This window comes from Iodobacter sp., assembly GCF_025352645.1.
Taxonomy (GTDB): domain Bacteria; phylum Pseudomonadota; class Gammaproteobacteria; order Burkholderiales; family Chitinibacteraceae; genus Iodobacter.
The window spans coordinates 1-20,224 of the sequence record NZ_JANXSO010000007.1 but is presented as its reverse complement, the minus strand read 5'-3'; the positions used below and the strand labels follow the sequence as shown (position 1 = coordinate 20,224).

21 protein-coding genes are annotated in these 20,224 nt (G+C 46.5%); 8 read left to right on the top strand and 13 right to left on the bottom strand.

Annotated elements, in window-relative coordinates:
* Positions 1-78: 78 nt before the first annotated feature.
* The 9 genes from ispH to fnr all read right to left on the bottom strand — a co-directional run bounded on the left by ispH (position 79) and on the right by fnr (position 9,349).
* Positions 79-1,002, bottom strand: coding sequence for a 4-hydroxy-3-methylbut-2-enyl diphosphate reductase (ispH, locus tag Q0R17_RS00670; protein WP_293931045.1), 924 nt, complete (start codon positions 1,000-1,002; stop codon positions 79-81).
* A complete protein-coding gene (lspA, locus tag Q0R17_RS00665) occupies positions 999-1,493 on the bottom strand; it encodes a signal peptidase II (RefSeq protein ID WP_293931043.1) in 495 nt (164 codons plus the stop codon). The genes ispH and lspA overlap by 4 nt, the downstream gene beginning before the upstream one ends.
* Entirely contained in the window at positions 1,486-4,353 is a 2,868-nt protein-coding gene (gene ileS, locus Q0R17_RS00660) for an isoleucine--tRNA ligase (protein ID WP_293931041.1), read from the bottom strand. The genes lspA and ileS overlap by 8 nt, the downstream gene beginning before the upstream one ends.
* Positions 4,354-4,496: 143 nt before the next feature.
* On the bottom strand, positions 4,497-5,447 hold the full coding sequence (locus tag Q0R17_RS00655; RefSeq protein ID WP_293931039.1) for a bifunctional riboflavin kinase/FAD synthetase: 951 nt from the start codon (positions 5,445-5,447) through the stop codon (positions 4,497-4,499).
* Positions 5,448-5,594: 147 nt separating this feature from the next.
* Positions 5,595-6,554, bottom strand: coding sequence for an MlaD family protein (locus Q0R17_RS00650; protein ID WP_293931037.1), 960 nt, complete (start codon positions 6,552-6,554; stop codon positions 5,595-5,597).
* Between the two features lie 31 nt (positions 6,555-6,585).
* Complete coding sequence (locus Q0R17_RS00645) at positions 6,586-7,140, bottom strand: hypothetical protein (protein ID WP_293931035.1); 555 nt, start codon at positions 7,138-7,140, stop codon at positions 6,586-6,588.
* The gene (locus Q0R17_RS00640) at positions 7,137-7,826 is read right to left on the bottom strand and encodes an ABC transporter permease (RefSeq protein WP_293931033.1); all 690 of its coding nucleotides are present in this window, start codon (positions 7,824-7,826) and stop codon (positions 7,137-7,139) included. Before Q0R17_RS00640 ends, Q0R17_RS00645 begins: the two co-directional genes overlap by 4 nt.
* A gap of 74 nt (positions 7,827-7,900) precedes the next feature.
* Positions 7,901-8,587 (bottom strand): hypothetical protein, encoded by a 687-nt coding sequence (locus Q0R17_RS00635; protein ID WP_293931032.1) that lies wholly within the window; start codon positions 8,585-8,587, stop codon positions 7,901-7,903.
* Positions 8,588-8,599: 12 nt separating this feature from the next.
* Positions 8,600-9,349, bottom strand: a complete 750-nt coding sequence (gene fnr, locus Q0R17_RS00630) for a fumarate/nitrate reduction transcriptional regulator Fnr (RefSeq protein ID WP_293931031.1) — start codon at positions 9,347-9,349, stop codon at positions 8,600-8,602.
* Positions 9,350-9,477: 128 nt separating this feature from the next.
* Between fnr and hemN the strand changes: the two genes are divergently transcribed.
* The 8 genes from hemN to Q0R17_RS00590 all read left to right on the top strand — a co-directional run bounded on the left by hemN (position 9,478) and on the right by Q0R17_RS00590 (position 18,640).
* Positions 9,478-10,884: an oxygen-independent coproporphyrinogen III oxidase gene (gene hemN / locus Q0R17_RS00625; RefSeq protein ID WP_293931030.1), complete on the top strand. Its 1,407-nt coding sequence runs from the start codon at positions 9,478-9,480 to the stop codon at positions 10,882-10,884.
* Between the two features lie 4 nt (positions 10,885-10,888).
* The gene (locus Q0R17_RS00620; RefSeq protein WP_293931027.1) at positions 10,889-11,548 is read left to right on the top strand and encodes a sulfite exporter TauE/SafE family protein; all 660 of its coding nucleotides are present in this window, start codon (positions 10,889-10,891) and stop codon (positions 11,546-11,548) included.
* Between the two features lie 79 nt (positions 11,549-11,627).
* Positions 11,628-12,029 (top strand): response regulator, encoded by a 402-nt coding sequence (locus Q0R17_RS00615; protein ID WP_293931024.1) that lies wholly within the window; start codon positions 11,628-11,630, stop codon positions 12,027-12,029.
* Positions 12,026-12,643 (top strand): chemotaxis protein CheC, encoded by a 618-nt coding sequence (locus Q0R17_RS00610; RefSeq protein ID WP_293931022.1) that lies wholly within the window; start codon positions 12,026-12,028, stop codon positions 12,641-12,643. Before Q0R17_RS00615 ends, Q0R17_RS00610 begins: the two co-directional genes overlap by 4 nt.
* Complete coding sequence (locus tag Q0R17_RS00605; RefSeq protein ID WP_293931021.1) at positions 12,643-13,593, top strand: GGDEF domain-containing protein; 951 nt, start codon at positions 12,643-12,645, stop codon at positions 13,591-13,593. Before Q0R17_RS00610 ends, Q0R17_RS00605 begins: the two co-directional genes overlap by 1 nt.
* Before the next feature lie 234 nt (positions 13,594-13,827).
* Positions 13,828-15,750 carry a PrkA family serine protein kinase gene (locus tag Q0R17_RS00600; protein WP_293931019.1) on the top strand — a complete coding sequence of 641 codons (1,923 nt, stop codon included), beginning with the start codon at positions 13,828-13,830 and terminating at the stop codon, positions 15,748-15,750.
* Positions 15,751-15,827: 77 nt separating this feature from the next.
* Positions 15,828-17,105 (top strand): YeaH/YhbH family protein, encoded by a 1,278-nt coding sequence (locus Q0R17_RS00595; RefSeq protein WP_293931017.1) that lies wholly within the window; start codon positions 15,828-15,830, stop codon positions 17,103-17,105.
* A complete protein-coding gene (locus Q0R17_RS00590; protein WP_293931015.1) occupies positions 17,102-18,640 on the top strand; it encodes a SpoVR family protein in 1,539 nt (512 codons plus the stop codon). Before Q0R17_RS00595 ends, Q0R17_RS00590 begins: the two co-directional genes overlap by 4 nt.
* A 97-nt stretch (positions 18,641-18,737) precedes the next feature.
* On the opposite strand, the gene rplI is transcribed toward Q0R17_RS00590, so the two are convergent.
* Genes rplI through rpsF form a run of 4 tightly spaced genes read right to left on the bottom strand, consistent with a single transcriptional unit; the run spans position 18,738 to position 20,171 of the window.
* Complete coding sequence (gene rplI / locus Q0R17_RS00585; protein ID WP_293931013.1) at positions 18,738-19,187, bottom strand: 50S ribosomal protein L9; 450 nt, start codon at positions 19,185-19,187, stop codon at positions 18,738-18,740.
* Positions 19,188-19,202: 15 nt separating this feature from the next.
* Complete coding sequence (gene rpsR / locus Q0R17_RS00580) at positions 19,203-19,430, bottom strand: 30S ribosomal protein S18 (protein ID WP_046351876.1); 228 nt, start codon at positions 19,428-19,430, stop codon at positions 19,203-19,205.
* A gap of 8 nt (positions 19,431-19,438) precedes the next feature.
* Positions 19,439-19,744 (bottom strand): primosomal replication protein N, encoded by a 306-nt coding sequence (gene priB / locus Q0R17_RS00575; protein ID WP_293931004.1) that lies wholly within the window; start codon positions 19,742-19,744, stop codon positions 19,439-19,441.
* Positions 19,745-19,802: 58 nt separating this feature from the next.
* On the bottom strand, positions 19,803-20,171 hold the full coding sequence (rpsF, locus tag Q0R17_RS00570) for a 30S ribosomal protein S6 (RefSeq protein ID WP_293931002.1): 369 nt from the start codon (positions 20,169-20,171) through the stop codon (positions 19,803-19,805).
* Positions 20,172-20,224 lie beyond the last annotated feature (53 nt).

The following is a 20,224-nucleotide window of genomic DNA, read 5'->3' as shown; positions in this document are numbered from 1 at the left end:
CTTGGTACGGTGGCTTAAAGCTGAATCAGCGGGCCGTTTGGCTTAAACGGCCCGCTAGGGTGGCGTTTACATAAACGCTTACACTAAGCCCTTAGGCAGCGAGAAAATCACATTTTCTTCAATGCCATCCATTTGGCGTATCGAGCCTGCACCAAATTTTTCTACTTGGGCAATGACTTGCTGTACCAAAATATCAGGTGCAGAAGCGCCCGCCGTTACGCCGACGTTTACCTTGCCAATAAACCACTCGGCTTTTAACTCGCTGGCGTTATCCACCATATAGGAATCAATACCTAGGTTGGCGGCTACTTCACGTAGGCGGTTAGAGTTAGAGCTGTTTGGCGAGCCTACCACCACTACCACATCCACTTCTTTAGCGAGGTGTTTCACGGCGTCTTGGCGATTTTGCGTGGCGTAGCAGATGTCGTCTTTCTTAGGGCCAACAATATTAGGGAAGCGGGCCCGAAGGGCTTCAATCACCACTTGTGCATCATCCACCGACAGCGTGGTTTGGGTTACGTATGCTAGCTTGTCGCTTGCAACTTGCAGGGTAGCTACGTCGCTGGTTTCTTCTACCAAATACATGCCACCTTGGGCTTGGCCCATGGTGCCTTCTACTTCTGGGTGGCCTTTATGGCCAATCATAATGATCTCGAAGCCTTGTTCACGCAGGCGTTTTACTTCTAGGTGAACTTTGGTGACCAGAGGGCAAGTGGCGTCAAAAATAGTTAAGCCGCGCTCGCTGGCCTCGGTACGTACGGCTTGGGATACGCCGTGAGCAGAGAAAATCAGCGTATTGCCTGCAGGTACATCGGCCAAGTCTTCAACAAAAATGGCCCCTTTCAGCTTGAGATCTTCGATCACAAATTTATTGTGTACCACTTCATGGCGCACATAAATTGGCGCGCCAAATTTTTCGAGTGCTTTTTCAACAATGGCAATGGCACGGTCAACACCCGCACAAAAGCCACGGGGCGTTGCTAAAACAATTTGCATCTTCATGCTGTTTTCTCCGATTTAGCTTCGCGCCGGAAGGAATCAATCACCATCAGAACTGCACCGATACAAATAGCGGAGTCCGCAATATTAAAGGCTGGGTAGTACCAGCGCTGCTGGTAATGGATCTGAATAAAGTCGATCACATGACCTAACAGCATACGATCAATGGCATTGCCCAGCGCGCCACCCAAAATCAGCGCCAGCGCCAGCGCGTAGCGTGTTTCTGCTTGGTGTTTTTTGAGCAAAAACACAATAAACACCGATACACCCAGTGCCAGCACCGTAAAGAAATAGCGCTGCCAGCCACCCGCGTCGGCTAAAAAGCTAAACGCTGCGCCAGGGTTGTAGGCCAGCGTGAGGTTAAAAAAGCCAGGGATTAAGGCAAGCTGTTCACCAAATTGGAACATCGCCTCAATCGCATGCTTGCTCGCTTGATCTAGGACTAGTACTAAAAGTGCCAACCCTAGCCAGCGCGCTAGGCCACGGTTAAGCATGAGTACGCGCCTCGCCTGTGGAGTGCAGATTGCTATTGCAACGGCTGCATAGCGTTGGATGATCGCTGTGCGTGCCTACGCTGGCAGTGTAGTGCCAGCAACGCTCACACTTAGCCTCGGCAGAAGCGCTTACGCTGATTTGTGTGGTGTCCCCTGCGTGAAGGCGGGCTTGGGAGGTGATTAGCACAAATTTTAGCTCGTCGCCCAAGGCGGCAAGGGCGGTAAATGTTTCGCCACCGGCGGTGATGTCTACTTCGGCTTGCAGGCTAGAGCCTAGCTTGCCATCGGCGCGTTGCAGCTCAATTTCTTTTTGCGCTGCAGCGCGAACTTCACGCACCAGTACAAAGCGGGCTTCCAGCGTGGCGGCATCCTGCACGCTTGGGGTTGTGTGCCATGTGCTAAGAAATACGCTTTCTTCGTTTTTGAGCGCGCTCCATGCTTCATGCGCAGTAAAGGAGAGAATCGGCGCAAGCAAGCGTACCAAAGCTTGGCTGATATGCCACAGCGCAGTTTGCGCTGAGCGGCGGCCTTGGCTATCCGCAGCCATGGTGTAGAGCCGATCTTTGATAATGTCTAAGTAGAAAGAGCCTAAGCCTTCTGAGCAATACGCATGGATTTCTTGCACGGCCAGGTGAAACTCGTACTTATCGTAAAGCGCGGTGATTTTTTGCTGGAATGCAGCCAGCTCAACCAAGGCGTAGCGATCCAGCTGCAATAGCTCGTCGGTGGGTAAGACATGGCTTGCATCAAAGTCGGAAATATTGGCCAGTAAGAAGCGCAGCGTATTACGGATACGGCGATAAGAATCGGCGGTACGCTTCAAAATCTCGTCAGAAATGGTCAGCTCACCCGAGTAATCGGTGGAAGCCGCCCATAGGCGCAGCATATCTGCACCCAGCTGATTAATCACCGTTTGCGGCGCAATCACATTACCTTTGGACTTAGACATCTTCATGCCCTTGCCATCCACCACAAAGCCGTGGGTTAGCAATTGCTTGTAAGGTGCTCGGCCTTCGGTAGCGCAGCCTGTGAGCAAGGATGATTGGAACCAGCCACGGTGTTGGTCTGAGCCTTCTAAGTACAAATCAGCAGGCCAAGTCAGCTCTTCCCTTTGTTTTAGTACTGCGTAATGGGTCGAGCCAGAGTCAAACCATACATCAAGGGTGTCTTTGAGCTTGTCGTAGTAAACCGCATCCTTGCCAAGTAACTCTTCAGCGTCGAGCTTAAACCAGGCTTCAATGCCTTCCTGCTCAATGCGCTTGGCCACGATTTCAAGCAGTTCGCCGGAGTTGGGGTGTAGCTCGCCCGTTTCTTTGTGTACAAAGAAAGTCATCGGCACGCCCCAGTTACGTTGGCGCGATACGCACCAGTCTGGGCGATTTTTAATCATGGATTCTAAGCGCGCGCGGCCCCAAGCAGGGAAGAACTCGGTGGAGTCCACTGCGGTATTGGCTTGGGCGCGCAGCGTTTGGCCGTTATTGCCTGTGGTTTCCATGCCAATAAACCATTGGCTGGTGGCGCGGAAAATAATCGGGGTTTTATGACGCCAGCAATGTGGGTAGCTATGTTCTAGTTTTTTGCTAGCAAACAGCGCGCCGCGTTCCTCTAAAATAGCTAGCACCATTGGGTTGGCTTCCCAAACGCTTTTGCCACCCAGTAGCTCGATATTGCTATAAAAACGGCCATCATTGCCAACAGGATTGTCGGTGGCTAGCTTGTATTTGGTGCCAATTGCATAGTCTTCTAAGCCATGGGCAGGGGCGGTATGTACAAGGCCAGTCCCTGCTTCGGTGGTGACATGGTCGCCGCAGATAATCGGCACAACACGGTCAAGGAATGGGTGCTGTAGTTGCAAGAATTCAAGCGCTGAGCCCTTGGCTTGCGCGATCACTTCGGTGGTTTCGATGTCGTAGCGCTTGATGGTAGTCTCGGCTAAATCACGCGCTAAGATCAGCAGGCCTTTTGGCGTAGCGATCAGATCGTAAATAAAATCTGGGTGGACCGATACGGCTTGGTTGGCAGGGAGCGTCCAAGGTGTGGTGGTCCAGATCAGCGCAAAAGCAGGTGCATCGCTAATACTTACACCGCCAAATGCCTTAGATAAGGCTGCGCTGTCGATAACGCGAAAGCCAACGTCGATCGCTGGTGAGATTTTATCTTCGTATTCCACTTCTGCTTCGGCCAGTGCCGATGCACAGTCTACGCACCAATGCACCGGCTTTTGGCCGCGCAGCAGATAACCGTTGGCGTGGACTTTACCCAAGGTGCGAACGATATCGGCCTCGGTTTTAAAGTCCATAGTCAAATAGGGGTTGTTCCAATCACCTAGTACACCCAAGCGGATAAAGTCAGCCTTTTGGCGCTCAATCTGGGTGGCGGCGTATTCACGGCACAGCTCGCGGGTAAACGCTGCGGGCAGGCGGGTTTCTTTTGGATCGAGGCCATTGGCTTTGCGGTAGTCTTGCACGCGCGCAAAAATGTCAGGGTTGGCCGCCAGCGCTTGCTTGTCAAATTTAACGATTTTTTCGATTTGATGCTCAATCGGCAAGCCGTGACAATCCCAGCCTGGAACATAAGGCGCGTCAAAGCCATCTAAAGTCTTGGCCTTGATGATGATGTCTTTTAAAACTTTATTAACGGCATGACCAATATGAATGTCGCCATTAGCGTAAGGCGGGCCATCGTGCAAAATAAATTTAGGGCGGTTTTGCTCTTTAGCTTTGGCCCGAATCGCTTGGTATAGCTTGTTGTCTTGCCAGTCTTTTAAAAAGCCTGGTTCGCGCTTGGCCAAGTCGCCACGCATAGGAAATGGCGTATCAAGTAAGTTAACTGGGTATTTATTGGCTGGTTTGTCTGACATGTTTATCTCTCAATGGTATTTAGTTAAGTGCTTTTAAAAAGGTCTGTAGGCTTGGGGATCACTGAGTTCACAGCAGTCAGGAGAGAAACGTCCCGTTTCAAGATGTTCTCAGTGTGCTCTGTGGGCTCATTTTTTCTCTGTGTCTACAGAACTTTTGTATTTTTCAGCCCAGCCTCGTGATGATCAGCAAACCAGTCGCGGGCATTTTGGCAGTCTTTTTCGATTTGCTTCACTAGGGTGGGCAAATCGATATATTTTTCTTCATCGCGCAATTTATGCAGGAAGTCTACACGTAGATGTTGGCGATAAATCTCGCGTTTAAAATCAAATAAATGCGCTTCTAATTTTGGGTAGGCATCGCCACCATGAATGGTTGGCCTAAAGCCTAGGCTTGCCACGCCTTGATAGGGCTTTTCTAGCCCATGCACTTCAACCACAAAAATGCCAAACAAAGGTGGGCGATTGTGTTTGATTTGAATGTTGGCGGTTGGAAAACCCAAGGTGCGGCCAATTTTATCGCCATCCACTACGCGGCCCGCAATGGAATAGGGGCGGCCCAAATAGCCAGCGGCTAAATCCATATTTCCCGCTGCCAGCGCATTGCGCACGGCGGTAGAAGAAATCCGCGTGCCTTGATCGGCAACGGTGGCCAAGCTACAGGCGCTAAAATCTGGGCTGGCTTGTAGTAGGGCAAAATCACCCGCGCGTTTGGCGCCAAAACAAAAATCGTCGCCCACAATCACACTCCGAGCATTTAAACCTTTTGCGAGGATTTGATCTCTAAAATCCAGCGCACTTAAGGATGAAAATGCACGGTTAAAACGCTGCACTATCACATAGTCAATATGGTGGCTTTTTAATAGCTCTAGCTTCTCGCGCAGGCTGGTGAGGCGAGCGGGGGCCGCGTCTGGCGTAAAAAACTCACGCGGGTGCGGCTCAAAAGTGAGCACGCAGGTTTTTAGCCCGTGCTGACGGGCAACCGATTTTAATTCGGACAACATTGCTTCGTGGCCCGCGTGCAAACCATCAAAATTACCGATGGTAATTGCAGTAGGGGGAAGATGCGCGTCGGAAACGCTTCTGAAAACATGCATGCTTAAGCGCTTAGGCGGACTTTACGAAGCCGTAAATTGTAGCGGCTGGCGGACGTTTTGTCAGTTCGCTTGTGAATATGGCTGATATTTTGCTGTTTTTTGCTTGGCAGGTGAGGGGGAACCTGCTGTGTTTATTCAAAATTGGCACTATGGGGGTAGTGTTTCAGGCATGGAGGCGGGTTTGCTCTCGCCGCTAAATGGCCAGTGCTCGTGCATATTGCTAATGGTGGTATTGCCATTACGAATCAGAAGGTCGGAGTCTTGTAATAGCTTGTGTAAGCTTGGCCTAGTTTCTTGGAGTAATAAACGCATCTCTTGCAGGCTGGCATTTGCATGTTCGCCGGTTTGTTCAAATTTGCTTAGGGTGGTTTGCAGTTTTTGTGTGCTAGCAAAGAGCTGTGTATCGGCACTTTGTGCAAGGTTTTTAAATTCGATCAGCGTGGTGTTGAGGTGGGCTAGGCTGGCGGGCAGTTTTTTTTCTGCTAACCCTGTGCTGGCAATCAGTAGCTTATCGATTTGCTGACGCGTGCTGCGTAATTCATGCATCAGTTGCTGCGCTTCGCTTAGCGTGTGGTTCAGTTGCCCGTCGGGCGATTTTAAATGTGTTGCCAGACTTTGCATTTCTTCCAATAAAGGGAATAGCCGCTCTTTTAATTGAGGAACAAAATCGCTCATGTTGCTTGCGGGAATAAAAGTAATCATTGCGCCGTCGCTCAAGGGTGGGGTGGTTTTTTTGCTGGCCGTTATTTGAATAAAATGATCACCAAACAGCCCTTCGGCCATCAGGGTGGCATTTGAGTCTGGTTTAATCCAGCGTTGATATTCAGTTTTTATTTTTATTTTTACCTGCACATGTGTGTCTTCTTCTAGCGTGATTTCGGTGACATTGCCGATAGGAAGTCCAGAAAGACGGATTGGCATGCCAACAAGCAGCGATTCAGCACTTTGGGTGTAAAAAACAAGGACATAGCTGGGTTCAAACCAGCCTAGTGTTCGAATCAATATATACAGCAGCAGACCAGCAAGCAGTAGACCACCGCTTATAAATAAGCCGACTTGCCAGCGTTTATCTTGCTGTAAAAAAGTGCTTATCGTGGTATTGCTCATTGCGTATGATTTATCCATTAATTAAACGGATTTAGCTGCTGCTAGGTATTTGTTCAGCCAAAAAGGTCAAAGCGTCTTGTGTGCTCCAAGCCGCATCATTACTGGGGGCTTCAATATCATCGCTGAATACCCACCAATCGCAGTGTGCCAGCAGGGGTAGGGCGCGCTGATAAAGGTCTCTATCTACTTGTTTTAAGCCTAAAAACCAATCGTGATCAATCAGCAATATCTCTGGGCTTAGCAGTAGAGCCCGTAGTAGCAGCGCGACTCTGGTTTCGGTGTTACTTAAGTTTGCGGGCCTTGCAACCAAGAGCTTTGCTGCGTTTTGCTCATTAATGTTGAGTTGGCTGAGTATGGATTGCAAGTTTGTAAGTATTTCGGTGCTGCTTTGGTTGTTCTGCCAAGACGGGATAAGCCAGAGGTTTTCAAGTACATTGATGTTGCTTAATAGACCCCCACTTAAAGCAAGCAAGCCCCATGGGCGTTTTAAGTATTTACGCAGTAAATAGCAGGCCTGATCTAAAGCTAAATTCCGCTCCCCGCTATGTTTGCAAAGGAGTAGCAGGCGCTGGGGAGCGTTGCTCATTTGAGTGGGTTTAATAGTAGGGCTAGCGCGGCATCTAGCGTTAGAATCGCAAGAATACTGAGTAAAACTGCCCGTGAAGAGAGCCTGGCAATCTCTGTACTTGCAGATGCGGCACTTAGGCCAAGTAAACAGGCCGACATGCTGGTGATGACGCCAAATAACAGGCTTTTTCCTAGCCCCGTCACGGCGGTGCTGAGGGAAAGGTGGCTTAAGCTTTGCCTGATTTCTGCAAACACCCCCGATTGAGGGGTAATCAGCGCGCCACTTAACAGGGCTGCAGCCATAAAGTAGCAAAATAACAGCACGCAGCTTAATCCTGCGGCAATAATGCGCGGCTGGATTAAATACCCCCAAACGGAGATGCCGACCCGCTCTAGGGTGCGTAATTCGCCGTGTACTTTCATGGTGGATAATTCTGTGGCCATGGCCGATGCGCTACGCGCCGTAAAAATTAGCCCCACCATCAGGGGGCCTGCCTCTTGCATCGCGCTGATCATCAGTACATTCATCGCCTTAATACCACTTTGGCCAAAGTTGCCTTGTACCAAGGTAACGACCACCGCGCCAATGGCCGCGCCCGCTAAGCAACTTACGCCAAGAGATTGAACGCCAGAGAAATACAATTGGCGTAGCAGCACGCGATACATGGCCGCTTTAGGCCGTGCTTTGATTAGGGCAGACAACATGCGCGGCAAGATGTAATAAGAGGAAGTATGAGTATAGAAAAGCAGGCTTATCTTGCTCAGTTAATGTATTTGCGCTATTGAGATTTTTGAAGGAACTGTATCAAAAACTGAGCTAATGCGGCGGCAGGTTCAATATGTGTCGGTAGCTGAAACGGATTAAGTTGAGGGTGAAAAGCGTGGTGGGCTCGCCCTTGGCTGAGGGCTAAGTATTGCTGGCAGAGTGGATAGAGGGCTTGCCATTGCGTCGTTTGTAATTCAGCCAGCTTGCTTAAATCAGCCTTGGGTGACGGCTTGCCATTGGGGAAAATGACTTTCCAGCTTTCAATCAGAGGCTGCAGCATGATGTTTTGCAAAAGGGCTAAAAAGCTTGCCGCGCCAGGCCCTCCGGCGTGCAGCCAATATGCCGATCCTGCGGGAGCAAGGGCATCTAGTAAGGGGGCTGCGTAAGCGAGGGCTGCAGGCTCGCCACTGGCGGCTAGCATCCAGCCCAATTGAGCGGCGCATTGAGGCTCGCCAACTAAGGCAAGGTCAATATGTTGCCAGTTTTGTGAATGGGCCCAATGAGCACTGGATAAATAGTGTTCAACGCTCGCATGGCCTGCCGTAAGTAGCAGCCCGTCAGTGGGTAGCGTGGGGATTTGTGACTGCATGCCAATGGGGAGCAGCATAAGCTGCGGCACTGGCACGGTATTTAGCCTAGATTGCAAAGACTCCAAAATGGCCGCAGGGGCCAGAAAGAGGACTGGTCCAGATGGAGTCATAGGCATGGTGGCTTATTGTTGGCAGTTGTTAATTAATTGTTTGAGTGCGGGAGCATCAATGATTTCAATCAAACGGTTTTGTACCTTAATTAAACCATTTTCTTGGAATTTAGATAAGGAGCGACTCACCGTTTCAAGTTTAAGGCCTAAATAACTGCCGATTTCTTCACGGGTCATACGTAAATGAAAGCTGCTGGCCGAGTAGCCACGGATTGCAAAACGCTGCGACAAATTAAGTAAAAACGCGGCAATACGCTCTTCAGCCTTCATATTGCCAAGTAAAAGCATAACCCCGTGATCGCGAACGATTTCGCGGCTCATCAATTTGTAGAAGTGATGTTGTAGGGCGGGGATGCGGCGGCTGAGTTCTTCCATGTCGGTAAAGGGCAGCTCACAGACTTCGCTATCTTCTAAGGCAATGGCATCACAAGTATGCTGGTCTGCACTCACCGCATCCATGCCCATTAATTCGCCCGTCATATGAAACCCAGTGACTTGTTCGCGGCCGTCTTCTGAAATAACGCTGGCTTTAAAAAAGCCCAAGCGAATCGCAAATAGAGAGCGAAAAGGCTCACCCGCACGGTATAGCGCTTCACCCCGTTTGATGGGTTTGGATTGCGTGATCAAGGTGTCCAGTTCGTGCATTTCATCAGCAGACAGCCCAATGGGTAGGCATAGTTCCCGCAAGCTACAGTTCACACAGCTTTGGCGAAGATGTTTAAGGCTTAGGTCGCGAACTGGAATGTGGGGTGTCGTGTTCATGGGATCATTCAATCTATGTACTCGTTATCACCAGTTGCACGGATTTTGTCGCGACTGTGTTGATATCGATCAAGGTTATGGAAAATGAATATGGGCAAGCTGCACGCATACGTTCATAAGGATGAAACATGTTATTTCAGGATAATGCTACTGTATTACAGTCACTTGATTTTGACCGAGATCTAATTAGTCAGCATAGCGGCAAGGGGCCAAGGTATACATCCTACCCCACTGCGGACCGATTTGTTGCAATGGATGCTCAACGCTATGAGGAGAGTGTTCGTCAGCAACAACCAGGTACTGTGATTAAACCTTTATCTCTGTATTTTCATCTGCCTTTTTGCAATACGATTTGCTACTACTGCGCCTGTAATAAAGTCATTACCAAGGATCAAGGTAAGGCGGATCAATACCTAGATTATCTCCTGAAAGAAGTGCAAATGCAGGCGGCATTATTAACGAATCGTGGGCGTGTCTCACAGCTGCATTTTGGGGGGGGGACGCCCACATTTCTGAGTGATGTGCAACTGACCCGTTTAATGGAGGGGATTCGCAGTCATTTTGATTTAAAAGCCGATGGTGAATTCTCCATAGAAATAGACCCACGTAAAGTGAATGCAACCACCGTGGCTTTATTGGGTAAAATTGGTTTTAATCGGATGAGTGTAGGGATTCAAGATTTTAATTTGGCGGTGCAGCAAGCAGTTAATCGAGTGCAATCGGAGGAAGAAACACGCGCGGTGATTGATGCCGCCCGTGCTAATGGCTTTAAATCAGTCAGTATTGATTTGATTTATGGTTTGCCGCATCAAAGCCAAATTACGATGTATCAGACAATAGAAAGGGTGCTCACTCTCCTGCCAGATCGCATCGCGCTATATAGCTACGCCCACTTGCCAGAGCGATTTAAACCCCAGCGGCGCATTGATGCTGGGCAGCTACCCACCGCAGAGGGTAAACTAGATATCTTACAAAGTAGTGTTAAGCAGTTGCTCGCCGCAGGTTATGTTTATATCGGCATGGATCACTTTGCTTTACCTAATGATGCACTAGCGATTGCGCAGCGTCGTGGCGCGTTGCATCGTAATTTTCAGGGGTATTCCACCCATGCAGACTGCGATTTGATGGCTTTTGGGGTTTCAGCAATTGGCAAAGTAGGGCGTTGTTATTCGCAAAATGTTAAAGACTTAACGACTTATTACGCTGCATTAGATCAAAATCGCTTACCTGTTGAGCGTGGATTAAGCGTAACGCACGATGATTTGCTCCGCGCTGCGGTGATTCAATCATTAATGTGCCAATTTGAATTGAGTTTCCAACCGTTAGAGTTGTCCTATTTTATTGATTTTAAAAGTTATTTTGCAGAAGAATTAATGCTGCTTTTACCGTATCAAGAGGATGGTTTAATTGCCGTGTTGGATGATTCCATTGTGGTTTCTCCTCGGGGGCGTTTTCTAATTCGCTCTATTGCGATGATTTTTGATCGTTATTTACGCCATGCGGCACCTGCGGGGCGATATTCAAAGTTGATATAAATAGATGCTTGAGTTTGACCTTTTTGCATTGTTTTTAGCTGGTCTTTTAGGGGGCGGGCATTGTGTTGGGATGTGCGGTGGGGTAGTTACGGCATTTAGCTTACAACTACCTGCTGGGCGACGTTGGCATTACCACCTAGGGTTTAATCTAGGGCGTATTTTAGGCTATTGCCTGATTGGCATGTTGGTGGGTGGGCTCGGCTCCTTGTCTAGCTTACTTTCCTTGCAAGGCGTTAAAGGGGTCTTGTTTGTTGCTGCAAATTTATTACTGATTTTGCTTGGCGCGTATATGGCAGGATGGTCAATATTGATCCTGTATTTAGAGAAAGCAGGTCGGCCTTTATGGGGTAAAATACAGCCGTATATGCGGCTGTTTTTGCCGGTTAAACGCTGGTCAGATACTTTAATCGTGGGGGCATTATGGGGGTGGCTACCCTGTGGCTTGGTCTATACGGCATCGCTAAATGCCTTAGCCAGCGCAAGCCCTTGGCATGGTGGTTTAATTATGTTGTCGTTTGGCCTTGGTACGCTACCTAATTTATTGCTGATGTCGGTCTTTATAGAGCCACTGCGCACCTTATTACGGCGCCCCTATTTGCGCTATTTTTTTGGTGGAAGTTTGATTTTTCTTGGCTTTTTTAGGATTGCCCAGTATTTATTTTAATGTATTGCTGAGCTTCGTTTCACTCAGTCCCAATCTATGTATAAAAAAATAAAAATAATTTTATACTGCGTTTTTGCTGTTGTTGTTTCTGATTGAAGGAACTTTTAAAAAGATGCCTATCCCTATTTTGGTTGTTGATGATTCTGCTATGGCCAGAAAAATGCTAATAAAAGCCTTGCCTAAAAATTGGGATGTTGAAATTACACAAGCATGCAATGGTATTGAAGCACTAACAGCGTATCGAGCAGGCAAAGCTGATGTGATGTTTTTAGATTTAACCATGCCGCTACTTGATGGCTATGCGGTACTAGAGGCAATGCAAAAAGAGGGGCTGAATAGCTATGTGGTGGTGGTTTCCGCCGATATTCAGGTCAAGGCTCGTGAACGTGTTCGACAATTGGGGGCCGCGGCCTTTGTTCAAAAACCAGTGAAAGCTTCTGATATTGAGATTATTTTGCGCGAATATGGAATCGCTTTATGAACGAAGAATTGTTTTTGACCGAAGACCAAGCCGATGCGCTGCAAGAAATTACCAATATTGCGATGGGGCGTGCAGGTGCGCAACTTGCCCAAATTTTAGATACCTTTGTTAAATTATCAGTGCCGCGAATCAATATTATTCAAGCCGATTCAATCAGCCACAATATGCTACATATGATAGGCAGCAAAAGTGCCGCCACGGCAATCCGTCAGTCATTTAATGGCTCTTTGTCTGGTGAGGCCATGGTGGTGTACGATCAGCATGGCTGTAGAAATTTAGCTGATTTGATGGGCTACGATGGTGTGATTGATCGTACGGCCGAGCGTGAGTTGTTGTTAGATGTGGGCAATGTATTGATTGGCGCTTGTTTAAATGGTGTGGCTGACTTATTAGGCGCATCTTTAGTTTTTTCTGCGCCCACCATTATGGCTGAAAATGTTGAAGTGGATCAGCTGATCAATACTAAACACCTGACTTGGAATTACGCTTTATTGGTGGAAGTACACTTTACTTTAGAAATTAGAGATTTTACTTGCCACTTACTCACCTTGATGCCAGAAGAATCTATTTTACGATTACAGCTAGCTATTGATGCGTTTATGGATAACATCTAATGCAACAAAGATTATGTGATTTTATTGTTAATGAAGTTGGGGTCGGTATTTTTTCGCTGGATCGCGAGTATCGTATTTTGCTATGGAATCGCTTTATGGCTCAACATAGCGGAATATCTGCAGAGCAAGCGATTGGGGCTAATTTATTTGAATTGTTCCCAGAATTGCCGCAAAAATGGTTAAGCAAAAAGATTGAAAGTGTTTTTGTGCTTAAGAATTTTGCGTTTACTTCTTGGGAACAACGGCCATATTTATTTAAATTTCCCCATAATCGGCCTATTACCGGTGGGATGGATTTTATGCAGCAAAATACCACCTTTATGCCGGTAAGAAATGAGTCGGGAGAGGTGGATGCGGTAACCGTCAATTTATTTGACGTGACCGACAATGCAATTGCCCAAAATCTATTGCAAGAAGCAATGGGTAAATTGGAAGAATATTCCAATCGAGATGGTTTAACGGGAATTTATAATCGCCGCTATTTAGATACGCGCTTTACTCAGGAGCTAGAGCGAATGTCGCGTTATCAGGCGGCATTCTTTACCGTTATTTTGTTTGATTTAGATCGCTTTAAACAAGTCAACGATAACTACGGTCATGTGGCGGGCGATGAAGTGCTTCGCGTGGTGGCATCACGCGTGCTCACCACGCTGCGAGATACCGATATTTTTGGCCGTTACGGTGGCGAAGAGTTTATGTTGTTGTTGCCGCAAACTGATTTAGCAGGGGCGGAAATCGCTGCGGAAAGGATACGTGTGATTTTATGCGATCAACCGGTTCAGTTTGGTGAAACAAAAATTATAATTTCAGCAAGCTTGGGTTTATCTGAATGTCATTCTGGTGCGGCTGAGCCACAAAAAGTAATTGAAGAAGCCGATATGGCCTTGTATTTTTCTAAGCAAAATGGGCGAAATCGCGTCACGGTCTACTCGCCTGAGATAAATAGCTGATTTATCGCCGCAATACTGAGTAAAAAAAAGCCCTGTGGGGCTCTTTTTTTTGCACTCTTTTTATGGATTAGCGCTTGGCAAGTCAAACTTATTAGCAATCTACGCGTAATTTATTGAAATATTCAACTTGAGCTTGTCTATAAAGAAGCAAGTGGCCTGTGCTTGAGCTGCTTGCAAGTGAGGGGCCGCATTCGCTGAGCCACTCGTACGACATACACGGTGAGGAGAGGCGTCATGGATGTCTTCAATAATTTTGCTGCACGTTATGAGCGCACACGCGAAGAAGAAATGTCTCTTAGAGACTATCTAGAGCTATGCAAACATGATCAAGTTGCCTATGCCACGGCGGCGGAGCGTATGTTAATGGCGATTGGTGAGCCAGAGCTTATTGATACTCGGCTTGATTCTAGCTTATCGCGTATTTTTCAAAATAAAGTGATTCGCATCTATCCCGCTTTTCGTGAGTTTTATGGCATGGAAGAGGTGATAGAGCAGGTGGTCGCTTATTTTCGCCATGCCGCGCAAGGTTTAGAGGAAAAGAAACAAATTCTTTATCTGCTTGGCCCAGTTGGTGGGGGTAAAAGCTCGATTGCTGAAAAACTAAAAGAACTGATGGAATGCGTGCCTTTTTATTGTATTAAAGGCTCGCCGGTTAATGAATCGCCATTGGGCCTGTTTAATGCCGATGAAGATGGTGGCCTATTGCAAGAGCAATTTGGTATCGCTAGTCGTTATTTAAAAACCATTCCCAGCCCTTGGGCGGTAAAAAGGTTGCACGAATTCAATGGTGATATTAATCAGTTTAGAGTGGTGAAGCGCCATCCTTCGGTATTACGTCAAGTAGCGATTGCAAAAACAGAGCCAGGGGATGAAAACAATCAAGATATCTCGGCCCTAGTCGGTAAAGTAGATATTCGTAAATTAGAAAAATATGCCCAAGATGATCCTGATGCTTATAGCTATTCGGGCGGCCTATGTTTAGCTAATCAAGGTTTGCTTGAATTTGTGGAAATGTTTAAGGCGCCTATCAAGGTGCTTCATCCATTGTTAACTGCCACGCAAGAGGGCAATTTCAAAGGCACAGAAGGCTTTGGGGCTATTCCATTTGATGGCGTAGTTTTAGCTCACTCAAATGAATCTGAATGGAAACAATTTAAAAATAATAAAAATAATGAGGCATTTTTAGACCGTATTTATATTGTGAAAGTGCCTTACTGCTTAAGGGTGAGTGAGGAAGTGAAGATTTATGAAAAACTGGTGCTCAATTCCTCTTTGTCTAAAGCACCGTGTGCACCGGGTACTTTAAAAATGATGGCGCAATTTGCGATTCTTTCGCGGCTAAGAGAGCCAGAGAATTCGAGTATTTTCTCTAAAATGCTGGTTTATGATGGTGATAATTTAAAAGACGTAGATCCAAAAGCAAAATCCATCCAAGAGTATCGGGATTTTGCTGGGGTAGATGAGGGTATGAATGGCTTGTCTACTCGGTTTGCTTTTAAGATTTTATCTAAAGTATTTAATTTTGATCACGCTGAAGTGGCCGCCAATCCAGTGCATCTTTTATATTTACTGGAACAGCAAGTTGAGCGTGAGCAATTCTCTGCCGAGTTGGAGCAAAAATATATCTCGTATATCAAAGAGTTTATGGCTTTGAAATATGTTGATTTTATCGGCAAGGAAATTCAAACCGCTTATTTGGAAAGCTACTCTGAATATGGGCAAAATATTTTTGATCGCTATGTCACCTTGGCGGATTACTGGATTCAGGATCAGGAATACCGCGATGCGGATACGGGCGAATCTTTTGATCGCACTAGTTTAAATAATGAGTTAGAAAAGATTGAGAAACCAGCCGGCATTTCTAATCCTAAGGACTTTAGAAATGAAATTGTTAATTTTGTGCTTCGAGCGCGCGCCAATAATGGCGGCAATAATCCAGCGTGGACATCTTATGAAAAGCTGCGCTCGGTTATTGAGAAGAAAATGTTCTCTAATACCGAAGAATTGCTGCCCGTTATTTCATTTAATGCGAAGGCCAGTCACGATGATGCCCGTAAACATGAAGACTTTGTGAATAGGATGGTCAGCAAGGGCTACACGCCTAAACAAGTGCGCCTCTTGTGCGAATGGTACTTAAGAGTGCGTAAATCATCGTAATCCAGTGAGCAGAAGAGCTGTGCTTGAGCACTATGCTCAAGCACCTCTTGCGTCTCACGCCTCACTGGAGTTGCAAAATGATTCATATGATTGATCGGCGTTTGAATGGAAAAAATAAGTCGGCAATAAATCGGGAGCGATTTTTACGCCGTTTTAAGGGGCAAATTAAAGAAGCGGTCACTAAGGCGGTGAATGGTCGATCCATTACCGATATTGAGCGCGGCGAGAAAGTCTCTATTCCCGTTAAAGACATTAATGAGCCAGGTTTTGCCCATGCCCAAGGTGGCGTGTGGGAGCGTGTGTTTCCTGGTAATGACCGCTATAGCCGAGGCGATGAAATTGAACGCCCTTCTGGTGGTGATGGTGCGGGAGGAAATGGCGGAGCAGGGAATGGCGGCGATGGTGAGGATGATTTTGTATTTGAATTAAGCAAAGAAGAATTTTTAGAATTCTTTTTTGATGATCTTGAATTACCTAATTTGGTTAAAACCCAATTGAAGCAAAGCATGGTGATGAAGCCGGTGCGGGCGGGTTTTACCTCGGATGGCACGCCTACCAATATTCATGTGCTGCGTAGTTTGCGTGCCGCTTTAGGACGGCGTATTGCGCTATCTGCAGGGCCGCTTGAAGAACTCAATACGGTGCAAGAGCAGTTAGATGAATTGCTGGAAACCCAAGGTGAGCGCTCAAAAGAAGTACAAACGCTGCAGGCGATTATTCGTGAATTAAAAGCCAAGCTGGTATGTATTCCCTATATCGACCCTTTTGATTTGAAATACACCAATCGTATTCGGGTGCCTAAGCCTACTACGCAAGCGGTGATGTTTTGCGTAATGGATGTTTCTGGATCAATGGATGAGGCCAAAAAAGATATCGCTAAGCGCTTCTTTATTTTGCTATATTTATTTTTGGTCCGCGCTTATGAAAAAATAGAAGTGGTGTTTATTCGTCACCATACCCAAGCCACGGAAGTGAATGAGCATGATTTCTTTCATGCTAGGGATACGGGTGGGACAGTGGTTTCATCGGCATTAAAACTCACCAAGAAAATCATTGATGAGCGCTATCCCGATGCAGATTGGAATATCTATGTGGCGCAAGCCAGTGATGGTGATAATTGGGATTCCGATTCGCCACAATGCAGGCAATTGCTGAGTGCAGAAATTATGCCGCTATTGCAATACTACGCCTATGTGGAAATCACCGAAGGAGAGCCGCAAAACTTATGGTTTGAGTACGAAAAAGTGGCCGAGCAGCATGCGCATTTTACGATGCGCCGTATTCGTAACCCTGCTGAAATTTGGCCAATTTTTAAAGAATTATTTAAAAAAGTGAGCGCAAGGAGTGGGGCATGAATACCAATACGCGCCAAAAAAAAGCCAAATCAAAAAAACTGCTCTCTACAGGATCAGAGTGGTCATTTGATTTAATTGATGATTATTATCGAGAAATAGCGCGCGTCGCTAAGCAATTCGGTTTGGATACTTATCCTAATCAATTAGAGGTGATTTCTGCTGAACAAATGATGGATGCCTACGCTTCAGTGGGTATGCCGGTGATGTATAACCACTGGAGCTATGGTAAACATTTTTTATCGACGCAAAAATCATACCAGCGCGGTGCAATGGGCTTGGCTTATGAGATTGTGATCAATTCCAGCCCATGTATCGCTTATTTAATGGAAGAAAACACCATGACCATGCAGGCGCTGGTGATTGCGCATGCGGCATTTGGGCATAACTCTTTTTTTAAAGGTAATTATCTCTTTAGAAGCTGGACGGATGCATCGGCCATTATTGATTATTTGGTGTTTGCTAAAAATTATATTGCACAGTGTGAGCAGCGCTATGGCGAGGATAAGGTGGAGGAATTGCTCGATTCCTGCCACGCCTTAATGAATTATGGTGTTGATCGCTATAAACGTCCGCAAAAATTATCGCTGTCATTGGAACGAGCCAAGCAATCAGAGCGGGAGAGTTATCAGCAGTCGCAAATTAATGAATTATGGCGAACACTGCCCAAGCGTACGCAGGAGGAAAAATCTTTTGAAGAAAGCCGTTTTCCATCTGAGCCACAAGAGAATTTGCTGTATTTTATTGAAAAATATGCACCTCTATTAGAGCCTTGGCAAAGAGAGATTGTGCGGATTATTCGCAAAATAGCGCAATACTTTTATCCGCAGCGGCAAACCCAAGTCATGAATGAGGGCTGGGCTACTTTTTGGCATTACACGCTATTGAATCAGCTTTACGATGAGGGCTTGGTGGATGATGCCTTTATGTTGGAGTTTTTGCATAGCCATACTAATGTGGTGTTTCAGCAGCCTGTGACAAGTAAGTGGTTTAATGGAATTAATCCTTATGCTTTAGGCTTTGCAATGTTTAGGGATTTACGCCGTATCTGCGAAGAGCCCACAGCAGAAGATGCAGCATGGTTTCCTGATTTAGTAAATACAGATTGGAAAAAAACGCTCGATTTTGCAATGCGAAATTTTAAAGATGAGAGCTTTATTTTGCAGTATCTGTCACCTAAGTTAATTCGGGAATTTAGATTGTTTGCTATTTTGGATGATGATTATTTACCCAAATTAAAAGTCGCTGCAATTCATGATGGGGATGGTTATCGTGAAATAAGACAAAAATTAGCTGAGCAATATAATCTGGCAGGGCGTGAGCCAAATATTCAAGTCTATGAGGCTAATACTCAGGGGGATAGATCATTAACCTTGCGGCACTATCAATATCAACGTCGGCCATTGGGCAATAGTGTGCACGAGGTGCTTAAACATATATCACGGCTCTGGGGCTTTTCGGTAAAACTAGATAGTGTGGATGAGAAAGGGCGGGTGTTATTAGGCTATGAGTGTAAATTAGAAAAAAGAGGAGGGTGAGTTGTTGTGTTTGTTGGGTTGGTTATATGGGCGTGGACAATAAAAAACGGCAATCCGAAGATTGCCGTTTTTTTATGGTATTAATTAATCGCTAGGATTAGTTAATGCCAACAACCGTTACTTTAACAGCAGCAACGATTTCGTGATGCAGAGCAAGCTCAACATCGTATTCGCCGATTTGCTTGAATGGACCTTCAGGCAGACGAACTTCAGATTTAGCCACTTCAAAGCCGGCAGCAACGAATGCTTCAGCGATGTCTTGTGTGCTAACTGAACCAAATAGACGGCCATCAACACCGGCTTTTTGTTCGATAGAAACTGCAGCGCCTTCCAGCTTAGCAGCGCGGTCTGTTGCAGCTGCAATAATTGCAACTTGACGAGCTTCAAGCTCAACACGACGAGCTTCAAATTCAGCTAAGTTAGCTGCAGTTGCGCGTTGTGCTTTGCCTTGCGGTACTAAAAAGTTACGTGCGTAACCATTTTTTACCGTAACCACATCACCAAGACCACCTAAGTTTGCTACTTTTTCGAGCAGAATGATTTGCATTTTTATTCCTCTCGCTTAGTGTTGGTCGGTGTATGGTAAAAGCGCAAGCAGACGAGCAACTTTGATTGCTTCAGACAGTTGGCGCTGGAACTTAGCTTTTGTACCAGTAATACGGGCAGGGATGATCTTGCCATTTTCAGAGATAAAGTCTTTTAACAGAGCGATATCTTTGTAATCCACGTGGGCAATGCCTTCAGCGGTAAAGCGGCAGAATTTTTTCCGCTTGAATAGGTGACGCGACATGATAAACCTCAATTCAACAATTCAAATTCTTCGAGATGCAACACAAGCTCATGACGATAACGATTACTTTTTGCGGCGATAAAACCTTTGCTGGCTAAGCGTTGTCCTATCGAAATAAGCGCAAGCCTTGCTGCAATATCGCCGAGTGCCATTATGGACACTTCACACTCCACCTTACGGTGTTTGCCTGCTTCAAGCTGTTCAGAAAGGTGAGTAATCACAATTTCTAAAACCGGCGTTCCCGCAGGGGTGTGGCGTAATTCGCTTCGTTTTATAACGGTACCGTCAATGAGTACTCGGTTACGTTTGTCCAATGTAGTAGTCCGGTGCAACGATCGCGAAACACAAGTGCCTCGCTACGTTAAGCGTACCTTAGGCTTCAGCAGTGCCTTCGGCAGTAGCTGTAGTCAGGGACTTGGACTTCTCTTCCTTCATCATTGGGGAAGCTTCAACAACAGCAGTTTCTGTGCGCAGAGTGATGTGGCGCAGAACAGCATCATTGAATTTGAAGGCGTGTTCGAGTTCGTCCAAAATCAGCTGGCTGATTTCAACGTTCATCATGACGTAGTGAGCTTTGTGGATCTTTTGGATCGGGTAAGCTAACTGACGACGGCCCCAGTCTTCAAGGCGGTGAATAGCACCGCCACCGTTTGTGATCAGGGTCTTGTAGCGATCAATCATCGCTGGAACCTGTTCGCTTTGATCCGGATGCACGATAAATACGATTTCGTAATGTCGCATGACATCTCCTTATGGATGTTAAGCCTGCCGCGTGCGACTACGGTCAAGCAAGG

What these genes read in the sequence shown, in the direction of transcription:
- ispH (WP_293931045.1), bottom strand. Translation starts at nt 1,002, where the DNA reads ATGAAGATGCAAATTGTTTTAGCAACGCCCCGTGGCTTTTGTGCGGGT.
- lspA (WP_293931043.1), bottom strand. Translation starts at nt 1,493, where the DNA reads ATGCTTAACCGTGGCCTAGCGCGCTGGCTAGGGTTGGCACTTTTAGTA.
- ileS (WP_293931041.1), bottom strand. Translation starts at nt 4,353, where the DNA reads ATGTCAGACAAACCAGCCAATAAATACCCAGTTAACTTACTTGATACG.
- Q0R17_RS00655 (WP_293931039.1), bottom strand. Translation starts at nt 5,447, where the DNA reads ATGCATGTTTTCAGAAGCGTTTCCGACGCGCATCTTCCCCCTACTGCA.
- Q0R17_RS00650 (WP_293931037.1), bottom strand. Translation starts at nt 6,554, where the DNA reads ATGAGCAATACCACGATAAGCACTTTTTTACAGCAAGATAAACGCTGG.
- Q0R17_RS00645 (WP_293931035.1), bottom strand. Translation starts at nt 7,140, where the DNA reads ATGAGCAACGCTCCCCAGCGCCTGCTACTCCTTTGCAAACATAGCGGG.
- Q0R17_RS00640 (WP_293931033.1), bottom strand. Translation starts at nt 7,826, where the DNA reads ATGTTGTCTGCCCTAATCAAAGCACGGCCTAAAGCGGCCATGTATCGC.
- Q0R17_RS00635 (WP_293931032.1), bottom strand. Translation starts at nt 8,587, where the DNA reads ATGACTCCATCTGGACCAGTCCTCTTTCTGGCCCCTGCGGCCATTTTG.
- fnr (WP_293931031.1), bottom strand. Translation starts at nt 9,349, where the DNA reads ATGAACACGACACCCCACATTCCAGTTCGCGACCTAAGCCTTAAACAT.
- hemN (WP_293931030.1), top strand. Translation starts at nt 9,478, where the DNA reads ATGTTATTTCAGGATAATGCTACTGTATTACAGTCACTTGATTTTGAC.
- Q0R17_RS00620 (WP_293931027.1), top strand. Translation starts at nt 10,889, where the DNA reads ATGCTTGAGTTTGACCTTTTTGCATTGTTTTTAGCTGGTCTTTTAGGG.
- Q0R17_RS00610 (WP_293931022.1), top strand. Translation starts at nt 12,026, where the DNA reads ATGAACGAAGAATTGTTTTTGACCGAAGACCAAGCCGATGCGCTGCAA.
- Q0R17_RS00605 (WP_293931021.1), top strand. Translation starts at nt 12,643, where the DNA reads ATGCAACAAAGATTATGTGATTTTATTGTTAATGAAGTTGGGGTCGGT.
- Q0R17_RS00600 (WP_293931019.1), top strand. Translation starts at nt 13,828, where the DNA reads ATGGATGTCTTCAATAATTTTGCTGCACGTTATGAGCGCACACGCGAA.
- Q0R17_RS00595 (WP_293931017.1), top strand. Translation starts at nt 15,828, where the DNA reads ATGATTCATATGATTGATCGGCGTTTGAATGGAAAAAATAAGTCGGCA.
- Q0R17_RS00590 (WP_293931015.1), top strand. Translation starts at nt 17,102, where the DNA reads ATGAATACCAATACGCGCCAAAAAAAAGCCAAATCAAAAAAACTGCTC.
- rplI (WP_293931013.1), bottom strand. Translation starts at nt 19,187, where the DNA reads ATGCAAATCATTCTGCTCGAAAAAGTAGCAAACTTAGGTGGTCTTGGT.
- rpsR (WP_046351876.1), bottom strand. Translation starts at nt 19,430, where the DNA reads ATGTCGCGTCACCTATTCAAGCGGAAAAAATTCTGCCGCTTTACCGCT.
- rpsF (WP_293931002.1), bottom strand. Translation starts at nt 20,171, where the DNA reads ATGCGACATTACGAAATCGTATTTATCGTGCATCCGGATCAAAGCGAA.